The organism is Inquilinus sp. CA228, from assembly GCF_052078665.1.
Classification (GTDB): domain Bacteria; phylum Pseudomonadota; class Alphaproteobacteria; order DSM-16000; family Inquilinaceae; genus Inquilinus.
In genome coordinates, this window is the sequence record NZ_JBQJIK010000017.1 from 36,589 (window position 1) to 53,301 (window position 16,713).

The following is a 16,713-nucleotide window of genomic DNA, read 5'->3' on the forward strand; positions in this document are numbered from 1 at the left end:
CATCCGAGGCCATCAAAACCGTGTCATGCAATTCGCCAGCCCGGGCGGCCATGTCCGCTCCTGGTACGCCGCCACAGCCAACCGCGATCTCCGGTTCCCCTCGCTGGACGGGGACCTGCGCTGCCATGTGCTGGTGGTCGGCGGCGGCTATACCGGCCTCAGCACCGCGATCGAGCTGAGGGAACGCGGCCTCGACGTGGTGCTGGTCGAGGCCCAGCGGGTCGGCTGGGGTGCCTCCGGCCGCAACGGCGGCCAGGCGGTGACCGGCTTCAACAAGGACATCAGCACCATCGCCGGCTGGGTCGGCCGCGACGACGCCCGCAAGCTGTGGGACATGTCGGAGGAGGCCAAGACGCTGCTGCGGCAGCGCGTCGAGCAGTACGGCATCGATTGCGACCTGCGCTGGGGCTATGTGCTGGGCGCGCTGAAGCGCCGTCAGATGGAGGAGCTGGAGGCCCATGTCGCCGAATGGGACGGGCTCGGCTACCACCAGGGCCGGATGCTGTCGCGGGCCGACATCCGGGCGCTGGTCGATGCCCCCGGCTATGTCGGCGGGCTGCTCGACAGCGGCAGCGGCCAGCTCCATCCGCTGAACTACGCGCTCGGCCTGGCCGATGCGGCGCGGGCGCTGGGCGTGCGGATCTTCGAGGACACGCCGGTCACCCGGCTGGACCAGGCCAGCCCGGCGGTGGCGACGACGCCGAAGGGCCGGATCACCGCCGATTTCGTGGCGCTCTGCGGCAACGCCTATCTGCCGGCGCTGTCGGCCGATGTCGACCGCACCATCCGCTCGCGGGTCATGCCGGTCGGCACCTACATCATCGCCACCGAGCCGCTGGGCGAGGCGCTGGCGCAGCAGACCGTGCCGTCGGGCTTCGCCGTCGCCGACATCAACTTCGTGCTGAACTATTACCGGCTGGGGCACGACACCCGGATGCTGTTCGGCGGCGGCGTCAGCTATTCCGGCTACGAGCCGCGGCGCCTGGCCGAAGCCATGCGCAGGACCATGGCGCGCACCCTGCCCCGCCTGGCCGGCAAGACGGTCGAGTTCTGCTGGGGCGGCCATGTCGGCATCACCCTGAACCGCACGCCGCATTTCGGCCGGCTGGCGCCGCACATCTTCTTCGCCCAGGGCTTCTCCGGCCACGGCGTGCTGCTGACCGGCATGGCCGGGCGGGTGATGGCCGAAGCAATCCGCGGCCAGGCCGACCGCTTCGACGTCTTCGCCCGGATCCCGCACCGGCCCTTCCCCGGCGGCCGGCTGCTGCGCATGCCGGCGCTGGTGCTGGCGATGGCCTGGTACCGGCTGCGCGACCTGCTCTAATACGCGGTGGCCCACTGCCGCAGGAGCTCGCGCTCGGCCGCCCGGGCCCGGCCGAGCCAGCGCCGGGCCGGCTGCGACACGGCGAGGACGTAAGGGTCGGTCGCCGCGTCGGCCGCGGCGCGCTGCGCCTCGTCGACGATGAAGATGGCGAAGCCGAGCTGCCGGCCGCTGTTGGCCGACAGGTAGCCGGCCAGGCCGCGGACATAGCCCATGGTGCCGGTCTTCGCCCGCAGCCGGCCGGCCGCCAGCGGCGGCGGCTCGCCGGCATCGGCCTCGGCCCCGCCGTCGGGCCGTTCCGGCATCAGCGCCGGCAGGCCGATCCGGTTGCCCTCGATCAGCACCGCGGCCATCTGCACCGGCGAGATCCGGGCGGCGGTGCTGAGGCCGGATGCCCCCGGGATCGACAGCCCGCTCCAATCCACCTGCGGCTGCTTCTGCGCCCACCAGGCGGCCAGCGTCCGGCCCGCCTCCCCCTGGGTGATGCTGCTGCGGCCCAGCGCCTGCCGCGCCGCCATCATGCCGATCATCTCGGCCGACAGGTTGTTGCTGTACTTCAGGACGCGGGTGACGATCACCGGCAGCGTCTCGCTGTCGTGCCGGGCGATGATCGTCCCCTCGGCCGTGCGTGGCCCGATCGACGGGGCCGGCAGGGCGATCCCGGCGTCGCGCGCGAAGCTGCGGAAGATCTCGGCCGCGGTCGCCGACGGGTAGCGGATCGGCAGCAGGTCGGAGCCCTTGTCCGGCAGCCGCGACGACAGGATCCAGCCCTCATGGCCGTCGACCGGGCGGTAGGGCATGGCCGCGCCCTCGCTGACATCGACCCAGGGCAGCGTGACGTTGCGCCCCTCCGCCACCGCGTCGGCCCGGGCGTCGAGGCGCCCCTGCCGCGTCTGCCAGCTCACCCGCAATGCGTTGAAGTTGACGGCGAGGCCGGTGAGGCCGGGATTGTAGGAGGCGGCCAGGGGCTGCAGCGGGTCGAGGAACGGCAGGGCCTGCAGCACCGTGTCGTCGACGATGAAGCGGCCGGTCACCCTGGTGATGCCGGCCTGCCGGACCTGGCGCACGAGGTCGGCCAGGTCGTTGATGTCGAGGGTGGGATCGCCGCCGCCGATCAGGGCCAGGTCGCCGTTCAGCACGCCCCCCGCGATCGAGCCGCCGGCGGTGACGACGGTGGTGAAGCGGTGGTCGGCGCCGAGGATCTCGATCGCCGCCAGCATGCTGGCGACCTTCATGGTCGACGCCGGAATCATCGGCCGCGTCGGCTGCGCCGCGTCGATCAGCTGGCCGCTCTGGGCATCGAACAGGATGTAGGCGACGTCCCCGGCGGGGAGGCCGCTGCGGGTTGCCGCCGCCCCGGCCTGGGCGCTGGCCGCATGGGCCGGCAGGGAGGCCGCCAGCACCAGCAGCAGGAACAGGCGGAACAGTCTCATCATGGGCACGGGCCGGCATCCTCCGCATCGGGTCGCGCCCTCCTATAGCTCCAGGCGCGGCGAGTCGGAAGCCGTGGCGAGGCCGAAACGGGCACGGCCCCCGCGAGGGGGCCGTGTCGATCGCTCTCCAGACGGGCCGGTTCGGCTAGTAGGCGCCGGCGCCGGGCAGGAAGACCCTCGGGGTCTTGAACAGGATCACGATGTCCCGCCACAGGGTCCAGGTCCGCACATAGTCGACATTGAGGCGGATCTTGGTCTCGTAGCTGGTGTCGCTGCGACCGGAGATCTGCCACACGCCGGTCATGCCGGGCCGGGTGCTGTGGTAGTAGCGGATCGCCGCGCCCCAGCGCTCCTGCTCCTCCTCGAACATCGGCCGCGGGCCGACCAGGCTCATATCGCCCTTCAGCACGTTCAGCAGCTGCGGCAGCTCGTCGAGGCTGGTCTTGCGCAGGAAGCGGCCGATCGCGGTCACCCGCGGGTCCTTCTTCAGCTTGAAGCCGGATTCCCACTCACGCCGCATCTCGGGATTCTTCTGAAGAAGATCCGCCAACAGCTTGTTCGCGTTGGGAACCATCGTCCTGAACTTGTGGCAGTAGAAGATCTTGCCGTGGCGACCGACACGGCGGTCGCTGTAGAAGATCCCCCGGCCGGAACGCCGGATCATCGCCGCGCAGACCAGGAACAACGGCGAAAACAGAATCAGAAAGACGATCGACAATACGATATCCATCAACCGCTTCGCCGCCATGCCCGCCCGCGCCGTCCGGATCGGCGTCTCCGCGGAAATGTCTACGGCGGCAGTATCGACGAGGCTGTCGGACTGCATATTCCTGTACCCCCAGAAAACTGAAACAAAGGAGCAGATCATGTCCCGCCGCCGCAACCGGCAGAACACCCCACGCTGAAATTTCGTCTGACTCCCCGCCCCCTAGTCACTAGGGCCGCGCACATCATAATTGCCTGAAACATGGCAATTTTTAGTGTGGCCTATCGGCCATTGAATGCGCCTCCTATGTATACCGAATGCCGCCAGGGGAGACAATCCATTTATTGCCATGTGTTGCCGCCACGAGCGTGGATAGATCAAGGGCAGAGACAGATAAATTAAACTAATACGAAAGTTATGTTATCTAATCCATTGTTTCTAACCATCTTTCCCGCGAAGAAGCCGGGCCACCAGCTCGCTTTCCCCGACCTTGCCGATCAGCCGGCCGTCATCGTCGAGCACCAGGATCGGCTGCCGTGTCGCCTCGTGCGCGGCGACGAAGCGGCGCATCGAGGCATGCACCGGCATGGTCGCGATCTGCCCCGGCGCCACGCCGTTGATGATGCCGTCGGCGATCTCCAGCGGCCGGTCGTCCTGGGTCACCTGGACCGGCCGGCCGAGATCGTCGACCCGGCAGCGGCAGGTCTTGGCCTTGTCGACCAGGATCGAATCGCCGTCGCGCGGCAGCAGGTCGAGCGGCGTCATCAGCGCTTCGGCGCGCAGCACGTTGAGCGGGTTCACATGGGCGACGAAGTTGGCGACGTAGTCGTCGGCCGGCCTGGTGACGATCTCCTCCGGCGTGCCGACCTGGACGATGCGGCCGGATTCCATGATCACGATCCGGTTGCCGATCTTCAGCGCCTCGTCGAGGTCGTGGCTGACAAAGATGATGGTCTTCTTCAACCGGCGCTGCAGCTCCAGCAGCTCGTCCTGCAGATGGGTGCGGATCAGCGGGTCGAGGGCCGAGAACGGCTCGTCCATCAACAGGATGTCGGCATCGGTGGCGAAGGCGCGGGCCAGGCCGACGCGCTGCTGCATGCCGCCCGACAGCTCGCGCGGATACTTGCCGGCCCATTTGTCGAGATGGACCAGGGCCAGCTTCTCGTCGACCACCCGGTCGCGCTCGGCCTTCGGCATGCCGCGCAGCTCGAGCCCGAGGCCGACATTCTCGCGGATGGTGCGCCAGGGCATCAGCGCGAATTGCTGGAACACCATCGACACCCAGTCGGCCCGCAGCTTGCGCAGGGTGGTCTCGTCGCAGCTGGCGACGTCGACCTCCTCGCCGTCGCAGCGCACCACCATGCGGCCGCGGGTGACCTTGTTGAGGCCGTTGACGCAGCGCAGCAGCGACGACTTGCCGGAGCCGGACAGGCCCATCAGCACGCACAGCTCGCCCGGCGGGACCGAGAGCTCGGCCCCCGCGACCGCCAGGGTGTCGCCGGTCTCGGCCTGGATCTCGGCCCGGCTGCGGCCCTGGTCGAGCAGGGCCAGCGCCCGCTTCGGCGTCGGCCCGAAGATCACGTCGATGGCGTTGAAATGGACCGCGGGAAGGGTGTCGGACATCAGTGCGCCCCTCCGACGGGCCGTTCGCTTTTCACCAGACGATCTAGGATCACGGCCAGGATGACGATGCAGAGGCCGGCTTCGAAGCCCATGGGGACGTTCACCGAGTTGAGGGCGCGCACCACCGGCTTGCCCAGGCCGTCGGCCCCGACCAGCGCGGCGATGACGACCATCGACAGCGACAGCATGATGCATTGGGTCAGCCCGGCCATGATCGTCGGCAGGGCGTGCGGCAGCTCGACCTTGAACAGCAGCTGCCGCCTGGTGGCGCCGAAGGCCTCGCCGGCCTCGAGCAGCGGGCTCGGCACGCCGTGGATGCCGAGATAGGTCAGGCGGATCGGCGCGGCCACGGCGAAGACCACGGTCGAGATCAGGCCCGGCGCGACGCCCAGCCCGAACAGGATCAGGGTCGGGATCAGATACACGAAGGTCGGCAGCGTCTGCATCAGGTCGAGGATCGGCCGGATCACGGCGTAGACCAGCGGCCGGTGGGCGCAGAGGATGCCGATCGGGATGCCGATCACCAGCGACAGGAAGGTGGCGCTGATCACCAGCGCCAGGGTCTGCATCGTCTCGGTCCAGTAGCCGAGATTGAGGATCAGCAGAAGGCCGATCACCACCAGCGCCACCAGCTGCCAGCGCCGGTGCAGCACATAGGCGAGGACGGCGACGAGGGCGATGAAGACCAGCGGCGGCGGCCACAGGAAGACGTCGATCAGCCACTCGATCCCGGTGCCCAGGCCGATCGAGATGGCATCGAAGACGCTGGCGAAATTGTCGGTCAGGAAATCTGTCAGGTGCTTGATCCACAGCCCGAGCGGAATCTTCTGGGACAGCAGCGCGCTCAGTTCGTCCATGCGGCGTCCTTCTTGTTCTGGCCTTTTGGACGACGCGCCGCCCCGGCGGCGGCGCGCCTGTCGGGAAGTCTCAGAGGCCGAGCGACGCCTTGACCGCGCCGAGGCCGTCCTTGCCATCGAAGGTGGTCACGCCGGCCAGCCAGGGGGTCAGCGCATCCGGGTTGGCCTTGAGATAGGCGGTGGCCGCCTTCTCGCGGTCCTCACCACCGGCGATCGCCTCCATCACCGCGGCCTCCATGTCGAGGCTGAAGGCCAGGTTCTGCAGCAGCTTGCCGACATTCGGGCATTCGCCGACATAGCCGGCCCGGACATTGGTGTAGACGGTGGCGCCGCCGAAATTCGGCCCGAAATAGTCGTCGCCGCCAGTCAGGTACTGCAGCGGGTAGGTCTTGTTCATCGGATGCGGCGCCCAGCCGAGGAACACGATCCACTCCTTGCGGCGGACGGCGCGGTCGACCTGGGACAGCATGCCCTGCTCGCTCGATTCGACCAGCTGCCAGGCCTTCAGGCCGAAGGCATCCTTGTCGATCATGCTCTGGACCAGGCGGTTGCCGTCGTTGCCCGGCTCGATGCCGTAGATCTTGCTGGTGAACTTGTCGGCATTCTTGGCCAGGTCGGCGAAGTCCTTGACCCCGCCCTGGTACACGTAGTCGGGCACCGCGAGGGTGTATTTGGCGCCTTCGAGATTGGCCCGGAGGCTCTCGACCGACTTGTCGTCGAAATAAGGCTTGGCGTCGGCGGCCATCGACGGCATCCAGTTGCCGAGGAACACGTCGATGTTCTTGTTCTTCATCGAGACATAGGTCACCGGCACCGACAGCAATTCGTCCGAGGGCTCGTAGCCGAGGCCCGTCAGCACCGTTTTGGTCAAGGCCGTCGTCGCGGTAATGTCGGTCCAGCCGACATCGGAGAACCGCACCTTCTGACAGCTCGCCGGATCGGCCGCCTGGACCGTCCCGGCAGCCAGGGCCAGCCCCAGCACCAGCCCGCTCAAACGCCACGACATCATGATGCGACTCTCCTGTTTGCCCGCCTGTTCGACAATTTTCTTTCGTTACGGGGCTGCCTCGGCCGCGGACCAGCGGCAAAGCGCCTCCGCGCGAGTCTAACGATGGCCCGCGCGCCGCCGCTGGCCGATTTCCGGCATGGCATGACGCAAACCGGACTCATTGCCCGCTGCGGCCCCGCTAGCATGCGGCCGCGGCCGGAGGAGTGGAAGCCATGACGACAGAATTCGACTACGTGATCGTCGGCGCCGGCTCGGCCGGCTGCGTCCTCGCCAACCGGCTGTCGGCCGAGCCCGGCACCCGCGTGCTGGTGCTGGAGGCCGGGCCCGAGGACCGGACCTGGAAGATCCACATGCCGGCGGCGCTGACCTACAATCTCGGCGACGACAAGTACAACTGGCACTACGAGACCGAGCCGCAGGCGGCGATGGACGGCCGCCGCATGTACTGGCCGCGCGGCCGGGTGCTCGGCGGCTCATCCTCGCTCAACGCCATGGTCTATGTCCGCGGCCATGCCTATGACTACGACCGCTGGGCCGAGGAAGGCGCCGCCGGCTGGTCCTATGCCGAGGTGCTGCCCTATTTCCGCCGCGCCGAGACCCGGGCCAAGGGCGGCGACGATTATCGCGGCGCCGACGGGCCGCTCAACGTCTCGACCGGCAGCCAGCCGAACCCGCTGTTCGACGCCTTCGTCCAGGCCGGGCAGCAGGCCGGGTACCCGTTCACCGCCGACATGAACGGCCACCAGCAGGAAGGCTTCGGCAAGATGGACATGACGATCCATCAGGGCGAGCGCTGGTCGGCCGCCAAGGCCTATCTGAAGCCGATCCGGTGGCGGCCGAACCTGACCATCGAGACCGGCGCGCTGAGCACCCGGATCCTGTTCGAGGGCACCCGCGCCGTCGGCGTCGAATATGCCCAGGCGGGCCAGGTCCGCATCGCCCGCGCTGCCCGCGAGGTGATCCTGTGCGGCGGCGCCATCAACTCGCCGCAGCTCTTGATGCTGTCCGGCGTCGGCCCGGCCGACCAGCTGCGCCGGCACGGCATCGCCGTGGTCCACGACCTGCCCGGCGTCGGCCGCAACCTGCAGGACCATCTGGAGCTGTATGTTCAGTACGAGTGCACCAAGCCGATCACCCTCTACAGCGTCGAGAATCCGCTCTACAAGGCGAAGGTCGGGATCGAGTGGTTCCTGTTCCACAGCGGCCTGTGCAGCTCGGCCCATCTCGAGGCCGGCGGCTTCATCCGCTCCCGCCCCGGCATCCGGCACCCGGACATCCAGTACCATTTCCTGCCGTCGGTGGTGAACGACCACGGCCGCCAGCCGGGCGACCGGCACGCCTTCCAGGCCCATGCCGGGACGATGCGCGCCACCTCGCGCGGCTGGGTCGAGCTGCGCTCGGCCGACCCGCGGGCCAAGCCGATCCTGCAGCCGAACTACCTGACCACCGAGGATGACCGCGCCGACATGCGGGCCTGCGTCAGGCTGACCCGCGAGATCTTCGCCCAGGGCGGCTTCGACCCCTATCGCGGATCCGAGATCGCGCCCGGCGCCGCGGTGCGCACCGACGACGAGATCGACGCCTTCATCCGGGCCAGGGCGGACAGCGCCTACCACCCGTCCTGCACCTGCAAGATGGGCGTCGACGAGATGGCGGTGGTCGACCCCGAGACCCGGGTGCGCGGGCTGGAGGGGCTGCGAGTCGTCGACGCCTCGATCATGCCGTCGATCGTCAGCGGCAACCTGAACGCCCCCACCATCATGATCGGCGAGAAGGCGGCCGACATCATCCTGGGCCGCCCGCCCTTGCCCCCGTCGAACGCCCCGGTCTACGAAGCGCCGAACTGGCGGACAGCGCAGCGCTGAAACAGGAGAAAGCCATGGCCATCGGGCTGCATATCGGCGGATTCGCGGTCGACGGAAGCGGCACGGCCTTCGACACCGTCAACCCGGCCACCGGACAGGTCATCGGCCGGGTCGCCGCCGCCTCCCCCGCCGATGTCGACCGCGCCGTCGCGGCGGCCAAGGCCGCCTTCGACGGCTGGGCGGGCATGACCGGCACCCAGCGCGGCCGCATCCTGCGAGAGGCGGTGCGCCTGCTCCGCGCCAACCGCGACCGGCTGGCGCGGATGGAGGTCGAGGACACCGGCAAGCCGATCGCCGAGGCGCTGTCGGTCGACATCGATTCCGGCGCCGACGCGATCGAGTATTTCGCCGGCTTGGCGCCGTCGCTGCACGGCACCCATCACGATTTCGGCCGCGCCTTCGCCTATACGCGGCGCGAGCCGCTGGGCGTGGTCGCCGGCATCGGCGCCTGGAACTACCCGCTGCAGATCGCCTGCTGGAAGTCCGGCCCGGCCCTGGCCTGCGGCAACACCATGGTGTTCAAGCCGTCCGAGCTGACGCCGATGACGGCGGTGGCGCTGGCCGGGATCTTCGCCGAGGCCGGCTTGCCGCCGGGCGTGTTCAACGTGGTCCAGGGCAAGGGCGATGTCGGCCAGGCGCTGGTCACCCACCCTGACGTCGCCAAGGTGTCGCTGACCGGGTCGGTGCCGACCGGCCGCAAGGTCGCGGCGGCCGCCGCCGGGGCGATGAAGCACGTGACCATGGAGCTGGGCGGCAAGTCGCCGCTGATCATCTTCGCCGACGCCGATGTCGAGAACGCCGTGAAGGCGGCGATGATGGCGAACTTCTACACCCAGGGCGAGGTCTGCTCGAACGGCACCCGGGTGTTCGTCGAGGCGCCGCTGCACAACCGTTTCATGGACCTCCTGCTGGCCCGCACCGAGACCATGCGGATCGGCGACCCGATGGACCCGGCGACCCAGGTCGGCGCGTTGATCTCGGCCGACCACCGGGCCAAGGTGCTGGGCTATGTCGAGGCCGGGGTGAAGGCCGGCGCCCGGCTGATCTGCGGCGGCCGCGCCCCGGCCGACCCGGCGCTGGCGGGCGGCTACTTCGTCGAGCCGGCGATCTTCGACGCCTGTCACGACGAGATGTCGATCGTGCGAGAGGAGATCTTCGGCCCGGTGATGACGGTGCTGACCTTCACCGACGAGGATGAGGCGGTGCGCCGCGCCAACGCCACCGAGTATGGCCTGGCTGCCGGCGTCTTCACCCGCGACCTGGCCCGCGGCCACCGCGTCGTGGCCCGGCTGCAGGCCGGCACCTGCTGGATCAACAATTACAACATCACCCCGGTGGAGATCCCGTTCGGCGGGTACAAGCAATCCGGCCTCGGCCGCGAGAACGGCCTCGCCGCGCTGGAGCACTACACCCAGCTGAAGAGCGTCTATGTCGAGACCGGGGACGTCGACTGCCCGTATTGAGGCCCCGACGAGATCGCAGGCCGGCGCCTTAAGGTCGCGGCCGGCCTGCAATCTTGCCCGTCCAGGCTCTCCGGCGCATAGTCCGGCCGCCGTCACGGCGACGGCGGATAGCCCTGGTTCATGAGCAGCTTCCGGATTCGCGACGACACCCCGCACTACACCATCCTGACCAAGCTGCAGCTGATGAGCTGGGGCCTGGTGGTGCTGGTCTGCGCCATCGCCGCGGTCGGGGTGATGCTGCTGTATTCCGCCGGCGGCGGCTCCTGGGATCCCTGGGCCAGCCGGCAGCTGACCCGCTTCGCCACCGGCTTCGTCGTCATGCTGCTGCTGGCGATGGTCGACATCCGGGTCTGGATGAAGCTGGCCTACCCGATCTACGCCATCGTCTTCGCGCTGCTGATCGTGGTCGAGATGATGGGCCATGTCGGCATGGGCGCCGAGCGCTGGATCAATCTCGGCCCGCTGGTGATCCAGCCCTCCGAGCTGATGAAGATCGCCCTGGTCCTCGCCCTCGCCCGCTACTTTCACGGCTTCTCGCTGGTCGAGGTGCGCAACCCGCTGGTGCTGATCGTGCCGCTGCTGCTGATCCTGGCGCCGGTCGGGCTGGTGCTGATGCAGCCGAACCTCGGCACCGCCATGCTGCTGATCCTGACCGGCGGCGCGGTGCTGTTCGCCACCGGCGTGCGGCTGTGGAAATTCGCCGTGGCCATCACGCTCGGCCTGTCGGCGATCCCGATCGGCTGGGAGTTCCTGCACGACTACCAGAAGAACCGCATCTACACCTTCCTGGAGCCGGAGCGCGACCCGCTGGGCGCCGGCTACAACATCATGCAGTCGAAGATCGCGCTCGGCTCCGGCGCCCTGTTCGGCAAGGGCTTCACCGCCGGCACGCAGAGCCAGCTGATGTTCCTGCCGGAGAAGCACACCGACTTCATCTTCGTGGTGCTGGCCGAGGAGTTCGGCATGGTGGGCGCGCTGATCCTGCTGTTCCTCTACACCATGCTGTTCGTCTACGGGCTGATGATCGCGCTCAGCGCCCGCAGCCATTTCGCCCGGCTGGTCGGCATCGGCCTGACCACGACCTTCTTCCTCTATGTCTTCGTCAATGTCGCGATGGTCACCGGGCTGATCCCGGTGGTCGGCATCCCGCTGCCTCTGGTGTCCTATGGCGGCACCGCGATGCTGACCCTGCTGATGGGCTGCGGCATCCTGCTCAGCGTCTGGATCCACCGCGAGGTGCGGGTCCCGCGCAGCGGCATCACGGATTACTGAGAGCCCGGGCTCTCAGGCGTCGCCGCGCAGGGCGGCCTGCAGGCGCTTCAGCTCCGCCAGCAGCACGGTCAGCTCGTCGCGCAGCTCGGCCGAGATGCCCTGGGCGCGGCCCTCGCGGCCGGCGCCGGCCAGGAGCGAGAGCTGCATCTCGTCGCGCGGCTTGCCCGGCTTGGTCCGGGTGACCGGGAGGGGATGCGCCGGACCGGAGGAGGCCGCCTCGCCCGATGCCGCGGCCGGCGCATCGGCCTCGGCCGATTTGCCTTCCTTCAGCAGACGCTGCACGCCCTTGATGGTGTAGCCCTCCTCATAGAGGAGGCGCTGGATCCGGCGCAGCAGCTGGACGTCCTCGGGGCGATAGTACCGGCGGCCGCCGCCGCGCTTGAGCGGGCGGACCTGGGAGAACTTGGTCTCCCAGAACCGCAGCACATGCTGCGGCACGGCGAGGTCGTCGGACACCTCGCTGATCGTGCGATAGGCCGTCGCCGATTTGCGCAGCGGCGCGGGCTTCGCTTCCGATCCTCCCATTCCGGCCATGGCTTACTCGTCGTCGTCCAGGGGAGGATTGGTGCCGTTGATGCGCCCCTTCAGCACATGCGAGGCGCGGAACACCAGCACCCGGCGCGGCAGGATCGGCACCTCCTGCCCGGTCTTCGGATTGCGCCCGACTCGCTGCCCCTTCTGGCGCACGCCGAAGGTGCCGAAGGACGAGATCTTCACCGTCTCGCCGCGTTCGAGCGCTTCGGAGATTTCTTCAAGCACCGTCTCAACAAGGTCAGCGGACTCGTTGCGAGACAAGCCGATTTCTTGATAGAGCGATTCGCTGAGCTGCGCTCGTGTCACCGTTTCCGCCATGCCGCCCCCCCGACGGGCAATTGCGAAGAAGACCGTCGAAGGACGGTACCCTCCACAAAATAATCCGTCAATTCCAAAGCGTTGGGGGAATTTCCTCACGAGCCCCTCCGGCGAGGCCCGCTAACTGCTTAGCAGCAGGCTACCAGCGCACCAGGGCGGCACCCCAGGTCAGGCCGCCGCCCATGGCCTCGAGCAGGACAAGGTCGCCGGCCTTGATGCGGCCGTCGGACACCGCCTCGGCCAGCGCCAGCGGGATCGAGGCGGCGGAGGTGTTGGCGTGCTTCTGCACCGTCAGCACCACCTTCTCCATCGGCAGGTCGAGCTTGCGGGCGGTGGCGTCGATGATGCGCTTGTTGGCCTGGTGCGGCACCAGCCAGTCGATGTCGCCCGGGGTCAGGCCGTTGGCGGCCAGCGCCTCCTCCACCACCTCGGCCAGGTTGATGACCGCGTGCTTGAACACCTCGCGGCCTTCCATCCGGACATGGCCGACCGTCCCGGTCGAGGACGGCCCGCCATCGACGTACAGCTTGTCCTCGTGGCGGCCGTCGGAATGCAGGTGGGTCGACAGGATGCCGGGGTCGTCGGTGGTGCCGCCGCCCTCGACCGCGCGCAGCACCACGGCGCCGGCGCCGTCGCCGAACAGCACGCAGGTGCCGCGGTCGGTCCAGTCGAGCAGGCGGGAGAAGGTCTCGGCCCCGATCACCAGCGCCGTGCGCGCCTGGCCCAGCCGGATCATGTTGTCGGCGACCGCCAGGGCGTAGACGAAGCCGGAGCAGACGGCCTGGACGTCGAAGGCGGCGCCGCGGGTCATGCCGAGCGCGGCCTGGACCCGCACCGCGGTGGCCGGGAAGGTCTGGTCCGGGGTGGTGGTGGCCAGCACGATCAGGTCAAGGTCACTGCCTTCGACCTTGGCCATGGCCAGGGCCTTGCGGGCGGCGGCCAGCGCCAGGTCGGAGGTCTTCTCATCCGGCCCGGCGATGTGGCGGACGCTGATGCCGGTGCGCTGGACGATCCATTCGTCTGAGGTGTCGACCGTGCGGGCCAGTTCGGCATTGGTGACGACGCGGTCAGGCAGGGCAGAACCGCATCCAATGATGCGCGCGCGGCGGACTGTCATTGCGGTTGTTCGATCCCGATCGGAGCAGTCGTTGAAGCCGTCGAAGCAGCGTCGTCGCCGTTCCGACTGCCTTCGAAACGGCTGAACTCCTGCTTCACCTTATCATTGAAACCGTGGATGACCAGATCGACCCCGACATCGATGGCGTTGGCGAAGCCCTCGCCGTCGGTACCGCCGTGGCTCTTCACGCAGATGCCGTTGAGGCCGAGGAACAGGGCGCCGTTGTACTGGCGCGGGTCGGTCCGGTGGCGCAGCCGGCGGAAGGCGCCGCGCGCCAGCAGGTAGCCGATCGAGGCGAGCCAGGAGGATCGGAAGGTGTGGCGCAGCCAAGTCGCGTAGAGCTTGGCCGTGCCCTCGGCGGTCTTGAGCGCGATGTTGCCGGAGAAGCCGTCGGTGACGACCACGTCGACCTTCCCGGCCGGGATGTCGTCGCCTTCGACGAAGCCCTCGAACCGGCCGGGGAACTCCAGCTCGCGCAGCCGCGCGGCGGCATCCCGCACCGCATCCGGTCCCTTCAGCGCCTCGGATCCGACATTGAGCAAGCCGACCGTCGGATCGACCAGGCCGAGCACCGCCTTGGCGAAGACCGAGCCCATGATCGCGAACTGGACCAGGTTCTCGGCGTCGCATTCGATGTTGGCGCCGAGGTCGAGCATGACGCTCTCGCCGCGCAGCGTCGGGAAGAACGACGCGATCGCCGGCCGGTCGATGCCCGGCAGCGTTTTGAACACGACCTTCGCCGTCGCCATCAGCGCACCGGTGTTGCCGGCGGAGACGACGCATTGCGCCTCGCCCGCGGCCACGGCGTCGATGGCCAGACGCATGCTTGAGTTGCGCCCGCCGCGCAGCGCGGCGGAGGGCTTGTCCTCGTTGGTGATGACGTCGGCGGCATGCCGAATCGTCGACACCGCGGCCAAGGCCGGCCGTTTCGCCAGAAGCGGCGCGATCCGCGCCTCGTCACCGACGATCAGGAAGTGCACGTCCGGATGGTGCGTGCGGGCGATCTCAGCCCCTTCGAGCACCATCTCTGGCGCCCGATCGCCCCCCATGGCGTCGAGCGCAATCGTCACTGGGCCAGAGGCCGCCGGGTCGGACATTCCCTATGCGGGCGCAGTCGATCAGGCGGTCGCCGTCGTCTCGGTGACGACCTCACGGCCGTGATAGTGGCCGCAGGCGTCGCAGACATGGTGCGGACGGGCCAGCTCACCACAATTGGCGCATTCGACATAGGAGGCGCCGGCCAGAGCGTGGTGCGAACGCCGCATGTCGCGCCGCGACTTCGACGTCTTCTTCTTCGGAACAGCCATTTGCTTGAACTCTCGATACGAAAAGGCGGCACCAGGGGGGCCGCCTCGGACGGGCGTTACTTAATGGAAAAGGGGCTACGGGGCAAGGAAAAGCGATCCCTTGCCCATCACTGGCCTGCCTTGTCGCCGCCGCCGCCCTTGAGCACGGCGAAGGGGCGGCGCGTCTCCGTCTCGCCCTGCGGCGGCTCGGCCGCGGGCTCCGGCGCGTCGGGCGCGCGCGGATAGGGGTCGGGCGCGCGCGGATAGGGGTCGAGGGCGAGCGACAGGTGCTGCGCCGCCAGCTCGCCGAGATCGATGCGGCCGTCGGCCAGCGGCTCGACCTCCGCCGCCAGCGGGTCGACCTCGATCTCCGCCTCGTCCCGCCCCGCCGCCTGGGCGAAGACCGCCTCGATCTCGTCCTCGACCGCGGCGGGCACGGGGTCCAGCGTCACCACGCAGCGCTGCACCACCGCGGCGGTCAGCGTGCCGGTCACCACCACGGTGTCGCCGCGACCGGGCGTCAGGGTGAGTCGGGCCTTGAGCTGGTCCAGCGCCAGCAGGTCGAAGCGGCGGGCGAGCGCGGCGCGCTCGGCCTCGTCGGCCTCGATGGCGATGGTGCGGCCGCCGCGCGGCAGGGTGTTGACGCCGACCACGCGGCTGAATTCGGGGGTCGTCATCAGGCTGCCTCCATCATCCCGGGCGCCGGGCCGAACCGGACCTCGCCGGCCAGGAACGCCGCCACCGGCTGCGCCGCCAGGCCGGCCACCTCGCGGCGCAGATAGGCGGCAACCGCCCTCACCTGCCCCGGCTCGGGCTCGATCGTGCCGTAGAGGTTGCGCCGCAGCGCCGCCTCCAGCTCCTGCGGATCAGGGGTGGCCAAGCCATGGTCATAGGCGACGACGCGGCCATAGAAGCCGCGCCCCATCGCCTTCACCTTCTTGCCGATGCTGAAATCGGTGACGCCGATCTCACGCAGGCTGAGGTCCATGTCGCTGACCATGTGGTCGAACAGGGCCTGGGCGAAGTCGGGCGCCGGCGGCGCCTCGCGCTTCAGCCGGTGCAGCACCAGGAAGGCGTGCAGGGCCAGCGCCTCGAACCGGCCGTCCAGCGTGTCCGGCACGCCGCAGGCGGTGTAGAAGGCGGGGCTGCGCGCCTGCTCGACCAGCTTGACGTAGAGCTCGGCGGCGACGCGTTCGCGGCGGTGGCGGGTGAACAGCTTGGACAGCACGGGATCGATCGGTTTTGCGCAAAGGACGGCGATATTGGTCGAACTCGACGTGGTGTGCTAGAGGGAAGCCTTCAATTGGGAGCCCTCCGGGGCGCGGAGACATGAGGCGATGACGGAAAGAGCAAGGGTCGTCCGGACCATGGCGGCCGGCCTGCTCGTGGCGGCGGCGCTGACGGCCTGCACGCCCCGGGTGGCGACGCGCGGCAACCTCGTCGAGGATTACCGGCTCGAGCAGGTCCACACCGGCACCAGCACCAAGGCGGATGTGGCGACGATCCTGGGGACCCCTACCACGGTGTCTACCTTCGACGACAACACCTGGTACTACATCGGCCAGCGGGTCGAGACGGTGGCCTTCTTCGCCCCCGAAGTGACCAAGCGCCGGGTTCTGCGCATGCAGTTCGACCCGACCACAAGCACGCTGACCGAACTGAAGGAGCTGAACCTGGACGATGGCGAGCAGGTGGCGCTGGTGTCGCGGGAGACGCCGACGCTGGGCCGCCGCATCGGCATCCTGGAGCAGTTCCTGGGCAATATCGGCCGGTTCAACAGCGACGGCAGCGGCACCGCCACCGCCGCCCGGGGCCGCCCGGTCGGGGCCGGCGGCACCGCCAGCTCGGTCGCCGGCGGCAACTACTAGCCGCCAGCCGAGGGCATGAAAAAACCCCGGCGCCGACGGCG

Annotated in this window: 18 protein-coding genes; 6 read left to right on the forward strand and 12 right to left on the reverse strand. The window is 68.9% G+C overall.

Annotated elements, in window-relative coordinates:
• The first annotated feature begins 25 nt into the window (after positions 1–25).
• Entirely contained in the window at positions 26–1,324 is a 1,299-nt protein-coding gene (locus tag ACTOWL_RS10480; protein ID WP_441321166.1) for an NAD(P)/FAD-dependent oxidoreductase, read from the forward strand.
• Here ACTOWL_RS10480 and dacB read toward each other — a convergent pair.
• Both dacB and ACTOWL_RS10490 read right to left on the reverse strand, forming a co-directional pair.
• Complete coding sequence (gene dacB / locus ACTOWL_RS10485; protein WP_441321221.1) at positions 1,321–2,757, reverse strand: D-alanyl-D-alanine carboxypeptidase/D-alanyl-D-alanine endopeptidase; 1,437 nt, start codon at positions 2,755–2,757, stop codon at positions 1,321–1,323. The two genes, ACTOWL_RS10480 and dacB, sit on opposite strands and share 4 nt — an antisense overlap.
• A gap of 142 nt (positions 2,758–2,899) precedes the next feature.
• Positions 2,900–3,472, reverse strand: coding sequence for a sugar transferase (locus tag ACTOWL_RS10490; protein ID WP_441321222.1), 573 nt, complete (start codon positions 3,470–3,472; stop codon positions 2,900–2,902).
• Between ACTOWL_RS10490 and ACTOWL_RS10495 the strand changes: the two genes are divergently transcribed.
• A complete protein-coding gene (locus tag ACTOWL_RS10495) occupies positions 3,362–3,604 on the forward strand; it encodes a hypothetical protein (protein WP_441321226.1) in 243 nt (80 codons plus the stop codon). The genes ACTOWL_RS10490 and ACTOWL_RS10495 overlap by 111 nt on opposite strands.
• Before the next feature lie 294 nt (positions 3,605–3,898).
• Here ACTOWL_RS10495 and choV read toward each other — a convergent pair whose 3' ends face one another.
• The 3 genes from choV to ACTOWL_RS10510 form a co-directional block, all read right to left on the reverse strand.
• Positions 3,899–5,083 carry a choline ABC transporter ATP-binding protein gene (gene choV, locus ACTOWL_RS10500; protein WP_441321167.1) on the reverse strand — a complete coding sequence of 395 codons (1,185 nt, stop codon included), beginning with the start codon at positions 5,081–5,083 and terminating at the stop codon, positions 3,899–3,901.
• Positions 5,083–5,940 carry a choline ABC transporter permease subunit gene (choW, locus tag ACTOWL_RS10505; RefSeq protein ID WP_441321168.1) on the reverse strand — a complete coding sequence of 286 codons (858 nt, stop codon included), beginning with the start codon at positions 5,938–5,940 and terminating at the stop codon, positions 5,083–5,085. Before choW ends, choV begins: the two co-directional genes overlap by 1 nt.
• A 70-nt stretch (positions 5,941–6,010) precedes the next feature.
• Positions 6,011–6,949 carry a choline ABC transporter substrate-binding protein gene (locus ACTOWL_RS10510; RefSeq protein ID WP_441321169.1) on the reverse strand — a complete coding sequence of 313 codons (939 nt, stop codon included), beginning with the start codon at positions 6,947–6,949 and terminating at the stop codon, positions 6,011–6,013.
• A 212-nt stretch (positions 6,950–7,161) separates the two neighbouring features.
• Between ACTOWL_RS10510 and betA the strand changes: the two genes are divergently transcribed.
• The 3 genes from betA (at position 7,162) to rodA (ending at position 11,549) form a co-directional block, all read left to right on the forward strand.
• A complete protein-coding gene (betA, locus tag ACTOWL_RS10515) occupies positions 7,162–8,814 on the forward strand; it encodes a choline dehydrogenase (RefSeq protein ID WP_441321170.1) in 1,653 nt (550 codons plus the stop codon).
• Between the two features lie 14 nt (positions 8,815–8,828).
• Positions 8,829–10,277, forward strand: a complete 1,449-nt coding sequence (gene betB / locus ACTOWL_RS10520) for a betaine-aldehyde dehydrogenase (protein WP_441321171.1) — start codon at positions 8,829–8,831, stop codon at positions 10,275–10,277.
• A 120-nt stretch (positions 10,278–10,397) separates the two neighbouring features.
• Positions 10,398–11,549, forward strand: coding sequence for a rod shape-determining protein RodA (gene rodA, locus ACTOWL_RS10525; RefSeq protein WP_441321172.1), 1,152 nt, complete (start codon positions 10,398–10,400; stop codon positions 11,547–11,549).
• A 12-nt stretch (positions 11,550–11,561) separates the two neighbouring features.
• Here rodA and ACTOWL_RS10530 read toward each other — a convergent pair whose 3' ends face one another.
• The 7 genes from ACTOWL_RS10530 to ACTOWL_RS10560 all read right to left on the reverse strand — a co-directional run bounded on the left by ACTOWL_RS10530 (position 11,562) and on the right by ACTOWL_RS10560 (position 16,032).
• Entirely contained in the window at positions 11,562–12,083 is a 522-nt protein-coding gene (locus ACTOWL_RS10530) for a MerR family transcriptional regulator (RefSeq protein WP_441321173.1), read from the reverse strand.
• Positions 12,084–12,086: 3 nt separating this feature from the next.
• Positions 12,087–12,401, reverse strand: a complete 315-nt coding sequence (locus ACTOWL_RS10535; RefSeq protein ID WP_138890980.1) for an integration host factor subunit alpha — start codon at positions 12,399–12,401, stop codon at positions 12,087–12,089.
• A gap of 139 nt (positions 12,402–12,540) precedes the next feature.
• Entirely contained in the window at positions 12,541–13,518 is a 978-nt protein-coding gene (locus ACTOWL_RS10540; RefSeq protein ID WP_441321174.1) for a beta-ketoacyl-ACP synthase III, read from the reverse strand.
• Positions 13,515–14,615: a phosphate acyltransferase PlsX gene (gene plsX, locus ACTOWL_RS10545; RefSeq protein ID WP_441321175.1), complete on the reverse strand. Its 1,101-nt coding sequence runs from the start codon at positions 14,613–14,615 to the stop codon at positions 13,515–13,517. The genes ACTOWL_RS10540 and plsX overlap by 4 nt, the downstream gene beginning before the upstream one ends.
• A 21-nt stretch (positions 14,616–14,636) precedes the next feature.
• Complete coding sequence (gene rpmF / locus ACTOWL_RS10550) at positions 14,637–14,825, reverse strand: 50S ribosomal protein L32 (protein WP_429229779.1); 189 nt, start codon at positions 14,823–14,825, stop codon at positions 14,637–14,639.
• A 107-nt stretch (positions 14,826–14,932) separates the two neighbouring features.
• Positions 14,933–15,481, reverse strand: a complete 549-nt coding sequence (locus tag ACTOWL_RS10555) for a YceD family protein (protein WP_441321176.1) — start codon at positions 15,479–15,481, stop codon at positions 14,933–14,935.
• On the reverse strand, positions 15,481–16,032 hold the full coding sequence (locus ACTOWL_RS10560; RefSeq protein ID WP_441321177.1) for a ubiquinol-cytochrome C chaperone family protein: 552 nt from the start codon (positions 16,030–16,032) through the stop codon (positions 15,481–15,483). Before ACTOWL_RS10560 ends, ACTOWL_RS10555 begins: the two co-directional genes overlap by 1 nt.
• Positions 16,033–16,141: 109 nt before the next feature.
• On the opposite strand from ACTOWL_RS10560, the gene ACTOWL_RS10565 reads away from it, so the two are divergent.
• Positions 16,142–16,672 carry an outer membrane protein assembly factor BamE gene (locus ACTOWL_RS10565; RefSeq protein ID WP_441321178.1) on the forward strand — a complete coding sequence of 177 codons (531 nt, stop codon included), beginning with the start codon at positions 16,142–16,144 and terminating at the stop codon, positions 16,670–16,672.
• Positions 16,673–16,713 lie beyond the last annotated feature (41 nt).

What these genes read in the sequence shown, in the direction of transcription:
- ACTOWL_RS10480 (WP_441321166.1), top strand. Translation starts at nt 26, where the DNA reads ATGCAATTCGCCAGCCCGGGCGGCCATGTCCGCTCCTGGTACGCCGCC.
- dacB (WP_441321221.1), bottom strand. Translation starts at nt 2,757, where the DNA reads ATGATGAGACTGTTCCGCCTGTTCCTGCTGCTGGTGCTGGCGGCCTCC.
- choV (WP_441321167.1), bottom strand. Translation starts at nt 5,083, where the DNA reads ATGTCCGACACCCTTCCCGCGGTCCATTTCAACGCCATCGACGTGATC.
- choW (WP_441321168.1), bottom strand. Translation starts at nt 5,940, where the DNA reads ATGGACGAACTGAGCGCGCTGCTGTCCCAGAAGATTCCGCTCGGGCTG.
- ACTOWL_RS10510 (WP_441321169.1), bottom strand. Translation starts at nt 6,949, where the DNA reads ATGATGTCGTGGCGTTTGAGCGGGCTGGTGCTGGGGCTGGCCCTGGCT.
- betA (WP_441321170.1), top strand. Translation starts at nt 7,162, where the DNA reads ATGACGACAGAATTCGACTACGTGATCGTCGGCGCCGGCTCGGCCGGC.
- betB (WP_441321171.1), top strand. Translation starts at nt 8,829, where the DNA reads ATGGCCATCGGGCTGCATATCGGCGGATTCGCGGTCGACGGAAGCGGC.
- rodA (WP_441321172.1), top strand. Translation starts at nt 10,398, where the DNA reads ATGAGCAGCTTCCGGATTCGCGACGACACCCCGCACTACACCATCCTG.
- ACTOWL_RS10530 (WP_441321173.1), bottom strand. Translation starts at nt 12,083, where the DNA reads ATGGCCGGAATGGGAGGATCGGAAGCGAAGCCCGCGCCGCTGCGCAAA.
- ACTOWL_RS10535 (WP_138890980.1), bottom strand. Translation starts at nt 12,401, where the DNA reads ATGGCGGAAACGGTGACACGAGCGCAGCTCAGCGAATCGCTCTATCAA.
- ACTOWL_RS10540 (WP_441321174.1), bottom strand. Translation starts at nt 13,518, where the DNA reads ATGACAGTCCGCCGCGCGCGCATCATTGGATGCGGTTCTGCCCTGCCT.
- plsX (WP_441321175.1), bottom strand. Translation starts at nt 14,615, where the DNA reads ATGTCCGACCCGGCGGCCTCTGGCCCAGTGACGATTGCGCTCGACGCC.
- rpmF (WP_429229779.1), bottom strand. Translation starts at nt 14,825, where the DNA reads ATGGCTGTTCCGAAGAAGAAGACGTCGAAGTCGCGGCGCGACATGCGG.
- ACTOWL_RS10555 (WP_441321176.1), bottom strand. Translation starts at nt 15,481, where the DNA reads ATGACGACCCCCGAATTCAGCCGCGTGGTCGGCGTCAACACCCTGCCG.
- ACTOWL_RS10565 (WP_441321178.1), top strand. Translation starts at nt 16,142, where the DNA reads ATGACGGAAAGAGCAAGGGTCGTCCGGACCATGGCGGCCGGCCTGCTC.